The organism is Pseudomonas sp. MWU13-2105, assembly GCF_023242315.1.
In the GTDB taxonomy this organism is placed as follows: domain Bacteria; phylum Pseudomonadota; class Gammaproteobacteria; order Pseudomonadales; family Pseudomonadaceae; genus Aquipseudomonas.
The window spans coordinates 188,764-203,291 of sequence record NZ_JALLIY010000015.1 but is presented as its reverse complement, the minus strand read 5'-3'; the positions used below and the strand labels follow the sequence as shown (position 1 = coordinate 203,291).

The 14,528-nt window shown below is 62.4% G+C and carries 14 protein-coding genes; 4 read left to right on the top strand and 10 right to left on the bottom strand.

Annotation, left to right across the window (positions count from 1 at the left end; genetic code table 11):
• The first annotated feature begins 30 nt into the window (after positions 1-30).
• On the top strand, positions 31-603 hold the full coding sequence (locus M5B96_RS22350) for a xanthine phosphoribosyltransferase (RefSeq protein WP_191490152.1): 573 nt from the start codon (positions 31-33) through the stop codon (positions 601-603).
• 130 nt (positions 604-733) lie between these two features.
• Here the strand turns inward: M5B96_RS22350 and M5B96_RS22345 are convergent, their stop codons facing one another.
• The 6 genes from M5B96_RS22345 to dadA form a co-directional block, all read right to left on the bottom strand.
• Positions 734-2,647 (bottom strand): acetyl-CoA hydrolase/transferase C-terminal domain-containing protein, encoded by a 1,914-nt coding sequence (locus M5B96_RS22345; protein ID WP_248799168.1) that lies wholly within the window; start codon positions 2,645-2,647, stop codon positions 734-736.
• 269 nt (positions 2,648-2,916) lie between these two features.
• Complete coding sequence (locus M5B96_RS22340; RefSeq protein ID WP_248799167.1) at positions 2,917-3,336, bottom strand: c-type cytochrome; 420 nt, start codon at positions 3,334-3,336, stop codon at positions 2,917-2,919.
• Between the two features lie 185 nt (positions 3,337-3,521).
• Entirely contained in the window at positions 3,522-4,070 is a 549-nt protein-coding gene (locus M5B96_RS22335) for a cupin domain-containing protein (protein ID WP_248799166.1), read from the bottom strand.
• 129 nt (positions 4,071-4,199) lie between these two features.
• A complete protein-coding gene (gene alr, locus M5B96_RS22330) occupies positions 4,200-5,273 on the bottom strand; it encodes an alanine racemase (protein WP_248799165.1) in 1,074 nt (357 codons plus the stop codon).
• A gap of 88 nt (positions 5,274-5,361) precedes the next feature.
• Positions 5,362-5,715, bottom strand: a complete 354-nt coding sequence (locus M5B96_RS22325) for a RidA family protein (protein ID WP_248799164.1) — start codon at positions 5,713-5,715, stop codon at positions 5,362-5,364.
• On the bottom strand, positions 5,687-6,991 hold the full coding sequence (dadA, locus tag M5B96_RS22320) for a D-amino acid dehydrogenase (RefSeq protein ID WP_248799163.1): 1,305 nt from the start codon (positions 6,989-6,991) through the stop codon (positions 5,687-5,689). Before dadA ends, M5B96_RS22325 begins: the two co-directional genes overlap by 29 nt.
• Before the next feature lie 159 nt (positions 6,992-7,150).
• Between dadA and M5B96_RS22315 the strand changes: the two genes are divergently transcribed.
• Positions 7,151-7,639, top strand: a complete 489-nt coding sequence (locus M5B96_RS22315; RefSeq protein ID WP_017125528.1) for an Lrp/AsnC ligand binding domain-containing protein — start codon at positions 7,151-7,153, stop codon at positions 7,637-7,639.
• Between the two features lie 2 nt (positions 7,640-7,641).
• Here the strand turns inward: M5B96_RS22315 and M5B96_RS22310 are convergent, their stop codons facing one another.
• Positions 7,642-7,995, bottom strand: coding sequence for a YkgJ family cysteine cluster protein (locus M5B96_RS22310; protein WP_248799162.1), 354 nt, complete (start codon positions 7,993-7,995; stop codon positions 7,642-7,644).
• Between the two features lie 181 nt (positions 7,996-8,176).
• Positions 8,177-8,422, bottom strand: coding sequence for a DUF1127 domain-containing protein (locus M5B96_RS22305; RefSeq protein WP_248799161.1), 246 nt, complete (start codon positions 8,420-8,422; stop codon positions 8,177-8,179).
• Positions 8,423-8,604: 182 nt separating this feature from the next.
• Here M5B96_RS22305 and M5B96_RS22300 point away from each other — a divergent pair, with 182 nt between their 5' ends.
• Together M5B96_RS22300 and M5B96_RS22295 are read left to right on the top strand one after the other, a co-directional pair.
• Complete coding sequence (locus M5B96_RS22300) at positions 8,605-10,038, top strand: PLP-dependent aminotransferase family protein (RefSeq protein ID WP_248799160.1); 1,434 nt, start codon at positions 8,605-8,607, stop codon at positions 10,036-10,038.
• Positions 10,039-10,110: 72 nt separating this feature from the next.
• Entirely contained in the window at positions 10,111-11,652 is a 1,542-nt protein-coding gene (locus tag M5B96_RS22295) for a phospholipase D-like domain-containing protein (protein WP_412548640.1), read from the top strand.
• 68 nt (positions 11,653-11,720) lie between these two features.
• Here the strand turns inward: M5B96_RS22295 and M5B96_RS22290 are convergent, their stop codons facing one another.
• Complete coding sequence (locus M5B96_RS22290; protein ID WP_248799158.1) at positions 11,721-12,878, bottom strand: MFS transporter; 1,158 nt, start codon at positions 12,876-12,878, stop codon at positions 11,721-11,723.
• Positions 12,879-12,993: 115 nt separating this feature from the next.
• The gene (locus M5B96_RS22285) at positions 12,994-14,487 is read right to left on the bottom strand and encodes an aldehyde dehydrogenase (RefSeq protein WP_248799157.1); all 1,494 of its coding nucleotides are present in this window, start codon (positions 14,485-14,487) and stop codon (positions 12,994-12,996) included.
• Positions 14,488-14,528 lie beyond the last annotated feature (41 nt).

The following is a 14,528-nucleotide window of genomic DNA, read 5'->3' as shown; positions in this document are numbered from 1 at the left end:
CAGCGCAAAGGCGCTATTCGAGGACGTTCCGTGGAAGCACTGCACAAGAAAATTCGCGAAGAAGGCATCGTGCTTTCCGATCAGGTCCTGAAGGTCGACGCCTTCCTCAACCACCAGATCGACCCGCAGTTGATGAAACTGATCGGTGACGAATTCGCCACGCTATTCGCCGACTCGGGCATTACCAAGATCGTGACTATCGAAGCCTCGGGGATTGCCCCGGCGATCATGACCGGGCTGAATCTCGGCGTGCCGGTGATTTTCGCCCGCAAGCACCAGTCCCTGACCCTGACGGAAAACCTGCTGTCGGCGACGGTGTACTCTTTCACCAAGCAGGTGGAAAACACCGTGGCGATTTCCCCGCGCCACCTGACCAGCAGCGATCGCGTGCTGATCATCGATGACTTCCTGGCCAACGGCAAAGCGTCCCAGGCGCTGATCTCGATCATCAAGCAGGCCGGCGCGACCGTGGCGGGCCTCGGCATCGTCATCGAGAAATCCTTCCAGGGCGGCCGTGCCGAGCTGGACGCCCAGGGTTATCGCGTGGAGTCCCTGGCCCGGGTGAAGTCCCTGGCCGGCGGTGTCGTGACCTTTATCGAATAAGGCCGAACCTCGACACCAGCATTTCCCGTTGACTTGCAACAACGGTCAACGCGGATAGCTGTAGATACCGGCTTGCCGGCGATGGGGCCCTCAAGTATTGCGGCGCCAGGACTGACGCTTTCGCGGGGCTTCAGTCAGGCAGTGTCTCCTGCAATCCCGCCAGCAGTAACCGCTGAAACAGCTCCTCTTTCAGCCCCTCCGGCTGGCTCAGGCCCATGCGCTCCAGGTGCGCCGCAAACGCCGCCGGCTCGGGCGCATCCAGCGCCGCCTTGCCCAGCTCGAGCATCTCGGTGAGCTTGAATTTGCTCTTGAGCCAGTTCAGCGCCCGCAGCAGATCGCGCTCCTCCACGCTGAAATCACTGCCCAGCGGATACTCCGGGAACAGATGCGGATGACGTGTGCGAATCGTCTGCAAACGTTGCGGGCTGTTATCGGCAAAGCGTGGATCGAGACGGAAATCCCCCGCTAGCTTGCCGGCTTTTTGCGCTTGTTCGATCAACCCCGACTGAAAGCGCGAATCGGCGATATTCAGCAACGCTTCTATGACCTGGGCGTCGGTCCTGCCGCGCAGGTCGGCAATGCCGTACTCGGTCACCACGATATCGCGCAGATGCCGAGGGATGGTGCAATGCCCATACTCCCAGACGATGTTCGAATTGACCTCGCCGCCTGCCTCGCGCCAACTGCGCAGGATCAGGATCGACCGCGCGCCCTCCAGCGCATGCCCCTGGGCCACGAAGTTGTACTGTCCGCCAACACCGCTGAGCACCCGGCCGTCTTCAAGCTGGTCAGCCACTCCCGCACCGAGCAGGGTCATGGTGAAGGCACTGTTGATAAACCGTGCATCGATACGCTGCAGGCGCTTGAGTTCTTCCTGACCAAACAGCTCGTTGATGTAGCTGATGGCGGTCATGTTGAACACCCCCAGATTGTCCCGGGACAGCTCGTGCAAGCGCTGGTAAAAACTGCGCGGCCCAAGAAAGAAGCCGCCATGCACCATGACGCCACCGCTTTGCACGACACCGGCATTGGCCTGGCGTTGCCGTTCAAGGTCGGCATGGACCTTGCGTCGCACGATGCCCGCGTCCACCAGGACCAGCAGGCCGTTGACGAACATCTCGCTGCAACCGTAGAGCCCTTGGGCAAAGGCTTCGATACCGCCTTCCTTGTCGAGCAGGGACTTCCAGGGCGACAGGTCGACATCCGCCAGCAAGGCCTGGTAGCCCTCATTGTCCGCCTGACGGGCCAGCAAGGCCGCGGTCAAGGCGTCGCCCATGGCGCCGATACCGATCTGCAGGGTGCCGCCATCGCGCACCAGGGTGCTGGCGTGCAGGCCGATGAAGTGATCCTGGGTATCCACCGGCATGTTCGGGGTGGAGAACAGGGTGCTGCGTTCCGGCTCGTCGATCAGCAGATCGAAAGAGTCACGACTGAGCTCCGAATCCCCGGGCATGTACGGCAGGTCGCTGTGAACCTGCGCCAGCAGCAGGATGGTTTCCCCGGCGGCGCGGCGCCGGGCGACCATCGGCAGCAGATCGAGGGTGATATCCGGGTTGCAGCTCAGGCTCAGGCGCTCGGGTTGCTCCGGGGCCGCGGCCACCAGTTGTGCGATCAAGTTCAGGCCGGCGGCGTTGATGTCGCGGGCGGCATGGCTATAGTTGCTGCTGACGTAGTCCTGCTGGGCCTGGGTGCTGTGCAACAGGCTACCGGGCTGCATGAAAAACTGCTGGACGTGGATATTCGATGGCAGACCGTCCCGACGCAGGTCGGCGAGGAAATCCAGCTCGGGGTAATCGCCGAACACCCGTTCGACAAAGGGTTCGAGGAAGCGCCGCTGCAAGCCGTCACCCAGGGAGGGGCGCCCGAGGCTCAAGGCCGTATAGATCGTCAGCCGACGTTCCGGCAATTGCCTGATGCGCTGGTAGAGCGCATTGATAAAACGGTTGGGTTTACCCAGGCCCAAGGGGCTGGCCATGTGGATATGCGCCGGCAGCCGCGCCAACACGTCGTCGACCGCACGCTCGATAGAACAGCACAGCACCATCGGACCCTCCTCGCTTTCCGTGAATTGAGGTTGGCCCGAGCTTGCCGGGAATTTGCTCAAAATGACAGCCCGAGCCTGTGCGAATCATGGCGTCCCCATTCCTCGCGCCGAAACACCGTCCTTGTTGGAGCCGGCTTGCCGGCGATGGCGTCCGTGAATGCAGCTCCTGACTCAAGGACCTCATCGCCGGCAAGCCGGCTCCCACAGGTCCCGTGTTCACCAAAGGCAAAAAAGCCGCTCGTAAGCGGCTTTTTCACAGAAGATCGGTCTTATTTCAGCCCGGACATTTTCTCGATCGCACCTTTGAGCTCAGCATCCGAGCAGTCGGCGCAGGTGCCTTTTGGCGGCATCGCGTTAAGACCGGTGATGGCCTTGGCCAGCAGGCCACTGAGACCGCCCTGGTGATCGGCACGGTCTTTCCAGGCCGCGGCGTCACCGATTTTCGGCGAACCCAGCAGGCCGGTGCCATGGCAAGCATTGCAATGCTTGGCGATCACCTCATCCGGTGTCTTGGCTCCGCCACCACCACCCACGGTAGCGGCCACTTCCATCCCCTTGCACTCTTCGCCCTGGACACACACCTTGCCCACCGGCTCCAGGCGTTTGGCGATGTCGTCATTGATTGTCGATGCCTGAGCGCTGATTGCCCACAGGGCGACTACGGTTGCTGGTACGGCCAGCATTTTCATAATTGGATTCACGCGTACACCCTCAATGGTGGCTAATCACGCCGCGAACCACGGTTTCGCAGGCGGGCGTGAGTATAGCGGTTCGACTGCCCCTGCGAAACAACCCCTAGAGTTACAGGGATATTAAGAGTGGCTGATCAATACTGCCGGGCGCCTTGAAATCCCTGACCTGGCGCCTCTCGCTGTTAAAAATTCGCCGGTGTCGCTGCGCTGATTAGTCGCGCTGGGGTATCGAACGGATTACGGAAGCGATGCGGCTTGGTGCTTTCAAAATAGTAGCTGTCGCCCGCTTCGAGGACGAAAGTTTCTGCACCGACCACCAATTCCAGTCGACCTTCCAACAAAATGCCCGTCTCCTCACCTTCGTGGATGAGCATTTCCTCGCCGGTATCGGCGCCCGGAGGATAGATCTCGTTGAGGAAGGTGATGGCCCGGCCCGGATGGGCACGCCCGACCAACTTCATGGTCACGGCACCATCGGAGATATCGATCAGCTCGTTGGCCTTGTAGACGATCTGGGTCGGTTTTTCCTGGAGGATTTCCTCGGAAAAGAACTCGACCATGGACATCGGAATGCCACCAAGCACCTTTCTCAGCGAGCTGATCGAGGGACTGACACTGTTTTTTTCAATCATTGAAATGGTGCTATTGGTGACGCCCGCGCGCTTGGCGAGTTCACGCTGAGACAGACCTTTCAGTTTACGGATGGATTGCAGTCGTTCACCGACGTCCAATACGGCAGTCTCCCAGGGATTCAGGCGATGTTGTAATTGAGCGATATCATGGCATAGCGTTCAGTATTTACAACACACGAGCCCGAATCCGCTTCGCCGGGACGACCTGTGGCGCGGCATGGTTTCCCGCTAGCTCCCGGCGTAGAGCAGTGGTACCCGGCGCAGGTTGCAGAAAATCTGATAGGGAATGGTCTCGGCGCGGGCGGCGACCTCGCTGGCGAGTATGTTTTTGCCCCACAACTCCACCGTCGAACCCAGTCCGGCCTGGGGCACATCGGTCAGGTCAATGCACAGCATGTCCATCGACACCCGCCCCAGCAGCTGACTGCGCTGACCCGCCACCAGTACCGGCGTGCCGGTCGGTGCATGCCGCGGATAGCCGTCAGCGTAACCCATGGCAACCACGCCGATCCGCGTCGGCCTGGACGTCACGAACAGGCCTCCGTAACCCACCGGCTGACCTGCCGGCAGCTCGCGTACGCTGATGACCTTCGACTCCAGTGTCATCACCGGCTGCAAACGCGCGGCCACAGGATTTTCCTCTTCAAAGGGGGTCGAGCCGAACAGCAGGATGCCGGGACGCACCCAGTCGCTGGGAATCTGCGGCCAACCAAGCACTGCCGGGGAGTTGCGCAGGCTGACCTCGGCCGACAAGCCATGGCGCGCGGCGTTGAAGACCGCCACCTGCTCGGCGCTGCGCTGGCTGCCCAACTCGTCGGCGCGAGCGAAGTGGCTCATCAACACAATCTTCGCCACCTTGCCGCTGGCCTGCAGGCGCCGGTAAGCCGCCTGATAATCGGCCGGTTCCAGACCCACGCGATGCATGCCCGAGTCGAGTTTGAGCCAGACGTTGATCGGTTTGGCCAACACCGCCTGCTCGATGGCTTCCAGTTGCCAGAGCGCATGCACCACGCACCAGAAGTCGTGCTCGACGATCAAGGGCAGTTCGTCGGCCTCGAAAAAGCCTTCCAGCAACAGGATCGGCGCGCGAATCCCGCCAGCCCGGAGTTCAAGGGCCTCCTCGATACAGGCCACGGCGAAACCGTCGGCCTCGGCCTCCAGGGCCTGGGCACAGCGCACCGCGCCATGACCGTAGGCATCGGCCTTGATCACCGCGAGGGCTCGGGCGCCCGACAGCTCGCGGGCCAATTGGTAGTTGTGACGCAGGGCTTGAAGATCGATCAGGGCACGGGCAGGACGCATGGCGGCAAACTTCTGGACGGTCAACGGGGAATAAAAAACCGGTGCGAAAAGCAGTGAGACCAGCATCGCACCGGGAGAGGGATCGTACTTAAGGCAGAGCGGCCACAACCGACAGCTCGACCAGGATTTCAGCTTCGCACAGCTTGGCTTCGACCGTGGCACGGGCCGGCGCGACGCCTTTGGGCAGCCACTTGTCCCAGACCGAATTCATGCCGGCGAAGTCGGCATCGATGTCTTTCAGGTAGATCGTCACCGACAGCAACCTGCTCTTGTCGGTACCCGCCAGGTCCAGCAAACGCTCGATATTGCCGAGGGCTTCGCGGGTCTGGGTTTCAATCCCGGCGCTCATGTTGTCGCCAACCTGCCCCGCCAGATACACGGTACCGCTGTGAACAACGATCTGGCTCAGACGTTCATTGGTGAGCTGGCGCTGGATTGCCATGTTTTGCAGTCTCCTGGGGCGTTTTGCCGTAACGGGAAATATCGAGGCCTTCGGCACTGATCTGTGGCTTTTTCTTCGCCATCAGGTCAGCCAACAGGCGACCGGAGCCACAAGCCATGGTCCAGCCGAGCGTGCCGTGACCGGTGTTCAGGAACAGATTGCGGAAAGAGGTGGCCCCCACGATCGGCGTGCCGTCGGGCGTGGTCGGGCGCAAACCGGTCCAGAAGCTGGCTTGCTCGAGGTCGCCGCCCTGAGGATAAAGATCGCCGACGATCATCTCCAGCGTTTCGCGCCGTTTCGGATTCAGCGACAGGTCAAAACCGGCGATTTCCGCCATGCCACCGACACGGATGCGGTTGTCGAAGCGAGTGATCGCGACCTTGTAGGTCTCGTCAAGGATAGTCGAAGTCGGAGCCATCGCCGGGTTGGTGATCGGCACGGTCAGCGAGTAACCCTTGAGCGGGTAGACCGGCGCCCTGATCCCCAGCGGCTTGAGCAACTGCGGCGAATAACTGCCCAGCGCCAGCACGTAGCGGTCGGCGGTTTCCAGCTTGCCGTCGATCCACACGCCGTTGATGCGGTCGCCCGCGTGGTCGAGCCGTTGAATGTCCTGGCCGAAGCGGAACTCCACACCGAGCTTGACGGCCATTTCGGCCAGGCGGGTGGTGAACATCTGGCAGTCGCCAGTCTGGTCGTTCGGCAGGCGCAGGGCCCCGGCGAGGATATCAGTGACACTGGCCAAAGCCGGTTCGACCCGGGCAATGCCGGCACGGTCGAGCAGTTCGTAAGGTACGCCGGACTCTTTCAGTACCGCGATGTCTTTTGCCGCGCCATCGAGTTGCGCCTGGGTGCGGAACAACTGGGTAGTCCCCAGGCTACGGCCCTCGTAGGCAATCCCGGTTTCGGCGCGCAGCTCGTCGAGGCAGTCACGGCTGTACTCGGACAGGCGGACCATGCGCTCCTTGTTCACGGCATAACGGCTGGCGGTGCAGTTGCGCAGCATCTGCGCCATCCACAGGTACTGGTCGATATCGGCGGTGGCCTTGATCGCCAGCGGCGCGTGGCGCTGCAGCAACCACTTGATGGCCTTGAGCGGCACGCCCGGGGCGGCCCAAGGCGAGGCATAGCCGGGCGAGACCTGGCCGGCGTTGGCAAAACTGGTTTCCATGGCGGCCGCCGGCTGACGGTCGACCACCACCACCTCGAAACCGGCCCGGGCCAGATAATAAGCACTGGCGGTACCAATGACGCCGCTACCCAAGACCAGAACTCGCATGTGTCTATCCCTCAATCCGCGGCCAGCCGCCGGTGTTTAGTGTTGAAAGCCAAGATGCGCGCAGTTTAAAAAACAATAGCCAGTGCTTTTCACTATATAAGTGCCTATATTTGGCGAGAATTCTCGGCACTATCGCTTTTGACGGAGGGGCATTCCCTAATGAGAACCAACCATCAGACCAAACGCGAGCTGGACAAGATCGACCGCAATATCCTGCGCATCCTGCAGGCCGACGGGCGCATCTCGTTCACCGAGCTGGGCGAAAAGGTCGGTCTGTCCACCACGCCCTGTACCGAACGGGTGCGCCGGCTGGAGCGCGAAGGCATCATCATGGGCTACAACGCCCGGTTGAACCCGCAGCACCTCAAGGGCAGCCTGCTGGTGTTCGTCGAGATCAGCCTCGACTACAAATCAGGCGACACCTTCGAAGAGTTCCGACGTGCCGTGCTGAAATTGCCCCATGTGCTGGAATGCCACCTGGTCTCGGGGGATTTCGACTACCTGGTGAAAGCGCGGATTTCCGAGATGGCCTCCTACCGCAAATTGCTTGGCGACATCCTGCTCAAGCTGCCCCATGTACGGGAATCCAAGAGCTATATCGTGATGGAGGAAGTGAAAGAGAGCCTGAACCTGCCGATTCCGGATTGAAGCTAGACGAGCACCTGCCGGGTACTGGCGATGTATTCGTGCACCTGCTTCTCGGCCCGTGGATGAATCATCTCCACGGGACCGCGACCATTGGGGCAAGGCAGCGTCGGCGTCGTCCCGAACAAACGACAGATCAGCGGGCGCTCGTCATACACCGTGCAACCGTTCGGTCCCAGGTGCACGCAATTGAGCTCGTTGAGCGCCGCTTCCTGCTCGGCGGCGGTCTTGCGCGGCAGGCGGGCCATCTCCTCGGAAGAGGTGGTCACCGGGCCGCAGCAGTCGTGACAGCCCGGCACGCATTCGAAAGACGGAATCTGCTGGCGCAGAAAGCGGATTTTCTGACTGTTGCAGCTCATCGAATAACGACCGGAAAGAAGAGTGAACGTGGATTTTGCCTGAAAAGACCGCTCCCGGCAGCAAACCTGTTCATCTGCACACCCCCCTGTAGGAGCCGGCTAGCCGGCGATGAGACCAGTCAACCCAGCATCGCCTGGTCGGCCGCCATCGCCGGCAAGCCGGGCCCCCACACGTTTCGCGCTAAGAACGCCAGAACGGTTTCAGGCCTTCTTCCCGCGCCTGCTCCCGGCTCAGGCCGACATCGCGCAGTTGCTCGGGCGTGAGTTCAAGCAAGGTCTTGCGGGTGCGCAGGCGATGCCAGAACAGACCCATGCGACCGGAGGCCGGCGCGCAGGCACGGGCGGAAGACGCCATGACTACCCGCTCGTGCTCGATCATCAGTTCCTGACTGCGCAACACCAGACGCACATCGCTCATGCCGTTCATTACCTCTGCTCCTTTGTTACTCGGTTGCCATGAGTACACAGGATGGGCGAACGACCAAAACCATTACAGATTCAATCAATTTTTATTAATTCAATACAGATATCGCCAAAGTACGACTGAATCCTGTATTTTCACCCTATCTGTACCGGCCAACGCTTTCCACCGCACCCGAGAATCGTGCCATGACCCTCTACGTCAACCTCGCCGAACTGCTTGGAACCCGCATAGAACAGGGTTTCTATCGTCCGGGTGATCGCCTGCCTTCTGTACGGGCGCTGAGTGTGGAACACGGTGTCAGCCTGAGTACCGTGCAGCAGGCCTACCGTGTCCTGGAAGACAGCGGGCTGGCCCAACCGAAACCCAAGTCAGGCTATTTCGTGCCCGTAAGCCGCGAACTGCCAGCGTTGCCGGTAATCGGGCGGCCGGCGCAGCGCCCCGTGGATATTTCGCAGTGGGAACAAGTGCTGGAACTGATCCGCGCCGTCCCTCGCGAGGATACCGTACAGTTGGGCCGTGGCATGCCGGACATCGACAGCCCGACCCTGAAACCGCTGCTGCGCAGCCTGGCGCAGATCAGCCGCCGCCAGGACATGCCCGGCCTGGCCTACGACAATATCCACGGCAACCTCGGACTGCGCGAGCAGGTGGCGCGACTGCTGCTCGACTCGGGCTGCCAGCTCGGCCCCAACGACCTGGTGATCACCACCGGCTGCCACGAGGCCCTGTCCACCAGCATCCGCTCCATCTGCGAGCCGGGGGATATCGTCGCGGTGGACTCGCCGAGCTTCCATGGCGCCATGCAGACCCTCAAGGGGTTGGGCATGAAGGCCTTGGAAATCCCCACCGACCCGCTCACCGGCATCAGTCTCGACGCCCTCGAACTGGCCCTGGAACAGTGGCCGATCAAGGCCATACAGTTGACCCCCAACTGCAACAACCCACTGGGCTACATCATGCCGGAGTCGCGCAAGCGGGCCCTGCTGACCCTCGCGCAGCGCTTCGACGTGGCGATTATCGAGGACGATGTGTATGGCGAACTGGCCTATACCTACCCCCGTCCGCGCACCATAAAGTCCTTCGATGAGGACGGCCGCGTATTGCTCTGCAGTTCCTTCTCCAAGACCCTCGCCCCGGGCCTGCGCATCGGCTGGGTCGCACCCGGGCGTTACCTCGAACGGGTGCTGCACATGAAGTACATCAGCACCGGTTCCACGGCGCCGCAGCCGCAGCTGGCCATCGCCGACTTCCTGAAGAACGGCCACTTCGAGCCGCATCTGCGGCGCATGCGCAGCCAATACCAGCGCAATCGCGACCTGATGATCGACTGGATCAGTCGCTACTTTCCCGCCGGCACCCGGGCCAGCCGTCCCCAGGGCAGCTTCATGCTCTGGGTCGAACTGCCCGAAGGTTTCGATGCCCTGCGCCTGAACCGCGCGTTGCAGGACCAGGGCGTGCAGATCGCGGTGGGCAGTATCTTTTCGGCCTCGGGCAAATATCGTAACTGCCTGCGCATGAACTACGCTGCCAAGCCAACGCCACTGATCGAAGAGGCCGTGCGCAAAGTCGGCGAGGCCGCGAGCAAATTACTGGCACAAACCGAGAGCGGTATCGATTGACCTTTACCCGCCAGACAGCGTCCATATGCCGACACCTGCCATGACCCGGGGCGATGACCGTTGAAAGCCTGTTTGCTGCTCATTGTCCTGCTGTTGAGCGGATGCGCCTCCCTGGAGGCCCCACGGCTTCCCAGCCAGGCCCTGCCGGCGGGTGAGTCGGCCTTCGGCCGTTCGATCCAGGCCCAGGCCGCGCCCTGGCAGGGACGCTCGGGCTTTCGCCTGCTGCCCAACGGCAGCGAAGCGTTCAGGGCCCGGGCCGAACTGATCCGCAATGCCCAGGTCAGCCTGGATCTGCAGTACTACATCGTCCATGACGGCCTGAGCACGCGCATGCTGGTGGATGAGTTGCTCAAGGCCGCCGATCGCGGCGTCCGGGTGCGTATCCTGCTGGACGATACCGCCAGCGACGGACTCGACGCGATCATCGGCACGCTGGCCGCGCATCCGAATATCCAGATTCGCCTGTTCAATCCGCTGAACCTGGGTCGCAGCACCGGCGCCACCCGCGCCCTGGGCCGCCTGTTCAACCTGTCGCAGCAACACCGACGGATGCACAACAAACTGTGGCTGGCCGACAACAGCGCAGCCATCGTCGGCGGGCGCAACCTGGGGGACGAATATTTCGGGGCCCAGCCCGACCTGAACTTCACCGATATCGACCTGCTCGGCTTCGGCCCCGTGGCCGAGCAACTCGGGCACAGCTTCGACCAGTACTGGAATAGCGCCCTGAGCGCGCCCATCGGCGACTTCCTCTCCAGCTCCGCGTCCGCGGCCGAACTGACCAGGGCCCGGCGGCAGCTCAACGACTCGTTGGGCAGCGATCGCCAGCACAATACCGCCCTGTACCTGAAGCTCCGAGCCTACAAGAGCGAACCCCACATGGACATCTGGCGCCGCCAACTGACCTGGGCCTGGAGCCAGGCGCTGTGGGACGCGCCGAGCAAGGTCCTGGCCAGGGACGAGCCAGATCCACGACTGCTGCTGACCACACAGTTGGCGCCGGAATTGAAAAACGTTCATACCGAACTGATGATGATTTCCGCCTACTTCGTGCCCGGTCAGCCGGGCTTGGTCTACCTGACCGGACGTGCCGACGCCGGGGTCTCGGTCAGCCTGCTGACCAACTCGCTGGAGGCCACCGACGTGCCGGCCGTGCACGGCGGTTATGCGCCCTATCGCAAGGCCTTGCTGGCACACGGCGTGAAACTCTTCGAACTGCGGCGCCAGCCCGGGGAGCGTGGCGGCAGCGGGCCGCACCTGTTTCATAGCGCGTCCTACAAGGGCTCGGACTCCAGCCTGCACAGCAAGGCGATGATTTTCGACCGGCAGAAATCCTTTATCGGCTCATTCAACTTTGACCCGCGCTCGGTGCTGTGGAACACCGAAGTCGGCGTCCTGGTGGACAGTCCGGAGCTGGCGGAACACGTTCGAACCCTGGCCTTGCGCGGGATGGCCCCGGCCCTGAGCTACCAGCCGCGCCTGGAACAGGGGCAGATTGTCTGGGTCACCGAGGACCACGGGCAGCTCCACGAGTTGCACCAGGAGCCGGGCAACTGGTGGCGCCGCTTCAACGCCTGGTTCGCCAACCATATCGGGCTGGAGCGCATGCTCTGAACGCTCGTAACGGCCATGGCCGCCACTGTATTTCGTGGTGATGCAAAGCTCCACTTCGCGGACCAACCCTACGCCTGCAAAGGCGGGGCCGGCTGTGCCGTGCCGAAGGCACCCTGGCGCAACGCCAACACCAACAACCCCAAGGCTCCAGCCGCCATGAACAGCGGCAAGGCGTGCCCGCTGATCCACTGGCTGCCCGCCCCCGCCACCAACGGCCCGATCAGGCAGCCAATGCCCCACAACTGCGCCACATGGGCGTTGGCCCGCACCAGCGCGTCGTCGCGATAACGCTCGCCGATCAGGATCAACGACAAGGTGAACAGGCCTCCCGCGCTGGCGCCGAACAGCACCCACAACGGCCAGATCAGCAAGGTGTCGAGCAACAGCGGCACCGCCAGGCTCGACAGCATCAGCGCCAGGGCACAACCGATGAACAGCGCACGCCGGGACAGCCGGTCGGCCAAGGCCCCGATTGGCAACTGCAACAAGGCATCGCCCACCACCACGGTGCTGACCATCGCCAGGGCAATATCCGCCGTGAAGCCCTGGCGTAGGCAGTAAACCGGCAGCAACGTCAGAATCATCGCCTCGAAGGCGGCAAACAGCGAAATGGCCCAGGCAATGGCCGGCAAACCCCGACAGAAACCCAGCAAGTCCATCAGGGTCACGCGACTCGGCTCCGAGCTGGGCGCACCGCTACGCCCCAGCAACAGCAACGGCGCGGCCACCAGCAAGCTCACGCCGACCCAGAAACCGTAATCGCCCTCGGTGCCCACGGCGGCCAGCAGCAGCGGACCAGACAGTTGGCTCAGCGCATAGCTGCTGCCATACAGCGCCACCAGGCGCCCGCGCCATTGCTCGACCACCAGTTGGTTGATCCAGCTTTCGCCAAGAATGAAGACAATGGTCAGGATCACCCCGATCATCAGGCGCAGCACCAGCCACACCGGGTAGCTGGGCAGCAGCGCCAGCAAACCGATGGACAGGGCCCCGGCCCACAGGCAGAGAGCCATGAGCCGGGCGGTGCCGAAGCGCGCTGCCAGATGGCTGGAGACGCTGGCGCCGAGCAACACGCCGATGGCCGGCATCGCCGCCATCACGCCAATGGCGAAAGCGCCATACCCCCAGCTTTCCAGGCGCAGGGACACCAACGGCATGCTCACGCCCAGTGCCAGCCCGACACTGAGTACCGAAGCCAGCACGGCGAAATAAGTCGCCCAACGCATGTTCCACGCTCCTGTGGCGAATTTTTGTTCAAGACAACACAGCCGGACTTCCTTGCGGAGAGTCCGGCTGTGCTATTGGGGCTCCTACAGGTTCTGTGGAGTGCCCAGGACCGATTTACAGCTTGATCCAGGTCGCCTTCAGCTCGGTGTACTTGTCGAACGCGTGCAACGACTTGTCGCGGCCGTTGCCCGATTGCTTGAAGCCACCGAACGGTGCCGTCATGTCGCCGCCATCGTACTGGTTCACCCACACGCTACCGGCGCGCAGGGCCTTGGCGGTCAGGTGTGCCTTGGAGATGTTTGCGGTCCAGACCGCCGCCGCCAGGCCGTATGGCGTGTCGTTGGCAATGTTGATCGCCTCTTCCACGCTGTCGAAGGCAATCACCGACAGCACCGGGCCGAAGATTTCTTCCTGGGCGATCTTCATCGCGTTGCTCACGCCGTCAAAGATGGTCGGCTCGACGTAGGTGCCACCGGTTTCCTGAAGGGTGCGCTTGCCGCCGGCCACCAGCTTGGCGCCATCGGCATGACCCGATTCGATGTACGAGAGCACGGTGTTCATCTGCTGGGTATCCACCAGGGCACCGACGTTGGTCGCCGGGTCCAGCGGGTTGCCCGGCTTCCAGGCCTTCAGCGCTTCGATCACCAGCGGCAGGAAGCGCTCCTTGATCGAACGCTCCACCAGCAGGCGCGAACCGGCGGTGCAGACTTCGCCCTGGTTGAAGGCAATGGCGCTGGCCGCGGACTCAGCGGCGGCCTGCAGGTCCGGAGCATCGGCAAAGACGATATTCGGGCTCTTGCCGCCGGCTTCGAGCCAGACGCGCTTCATATTGGACTCGCCGGAGTAGATCAGCAGTTGCTTGGCGATCTTGGTCGATCCGGTGAACACCAGGGTGTCGACATCCATGTGCAGGGCCAGGGCCTTGCCGACGGTGTGACCATAACCCGGCAACACGTTCAGTACACCCGCCGGAATGCCGGCTTCAACCGCCAGGGCAGCAATGCGGATCGCGGTCAGCGGGGATTTTTCCGATGGCTTGAGGATCACCGAGTTACCCGTGGACAACGCCGGCCCGAGCTTCCAACAGGCCATCATCAAGGGGAAGTTCCACGGTACGATGGCCGCGACCACACCCACTGGTTCACGGGTCACCAGGCCCAGCTGATCATGCGGAGTGGCGGCCACTTCATCATAGATCTTGTCGATGGCCTCGCCGCTCCAGCTCAGGGCCTGCGCCGCGCCGGGCACGTCGATGCCCAGGGAGTCGCTGATCGGCTTGCCCATGTCGAGGGTTTCCAGCAAGGCCAGCTCTTCGGCATTGGCCTTCAGCAACGCGGCGAAACGAATCATCGTCGACTTGCGCTTGGCCGGGGCCAGCCGCGACCAGACCCCGGAATTGAAGGTCGCGCGGGCACTCTCGACGGCGCGCTGGGCATCTGCCGCATCGCAGCTGGCGACGCGGGTCAGCAGGCGGCCATCGACCGGGCTGATGCACTCGAACGTCTCATTCGAGACCGCGGCGGTGTATTCACCATTGATGTAGGCACGGCCTTCAATCTTCAGCTCACGGGCACGTTGTTCCCAGTCAGCACGAGTCAGGGTGGTCATTCGAGTGTCCTCCTCTTATTGAAATACTGGAGCCGTGCGCT

Coding starts and splice junctions, on each gene's coding strand:
- M5B96_RS22345 (WP_248799168.1), bottom strand. CDS start 2,647: ATGGTGCTGTGCTGTTCTATCGAGCGTGCGGTCGACGACGTGTTGGCG.
- M5B96_RS22340 (WP_248799167.1), bottom strand. CDS start 3,336: ATGAAAATGCTGGCCGTACCAGCAACCGTAGTCGCCCTGTGGGCAATC.
- alr (WP_248799165.1), bottom strand. CDS start 5,273: ATGCGTCCTGCCCGTGCCCTGATCGATCTTCAAGCCCTGCGTCACAAC.
- M5B96_RS22325 (WP_248799164.1), bottom strand. CDS start 5,715: ATGGCAATCCAGCGCCAGCTCACCAATGAACGTCTGAGCCAGATCGTT.
- dadA (WP_248799163.1), bottom strand. CDS start 6,991: ATGCGAGTTCTGGTCTTGGGTAGCGGCGTCATTGGTACCGCCAGTGCT.
- M5B96_RS22315 (WP_017125528.1), top strand. CDS start 7,151: ATGAGAACCAACCATCAGACCAAACGCGAGCTGGACAAGATCGACCGC.
- M5B96_RS22310 (WP_248799162.1), bottom strand. CDS start 7,995: ATGAGCTGCAACAGTCAGAAAATCCGCTTTCTGCGCCAGCAGATTCCG.
- M5B96_RS22305 (WP_248799161.1), bottom strand. CDS start 8,422: ATGAACGGCATGAGCGATGTGCGTCTGGTGTTGCGCAGTCAGGAACTG.
- M5B96_RS22300 (WP_248799160.1), top strand. CDS start 8,605: ATGACCCTCTACGTCAACCTCGCCGAACTGCTTGGAACCCGCATAGAA.
- M5B96_RS22290 (WP_248799158.1), bottom strand. CDS start 12,878: ATGCGTTGGGCGACTTATTTCGCCGTGCTGGCTTCGGTACTCAGTGTC.
- M5B96_RS22285 (WP_248799157.1), bottom strand. CDS start 14,487: ATGACCACCCTGACTCGTGCTGACTGGGAACAACGTGCCCGTGAGCTG.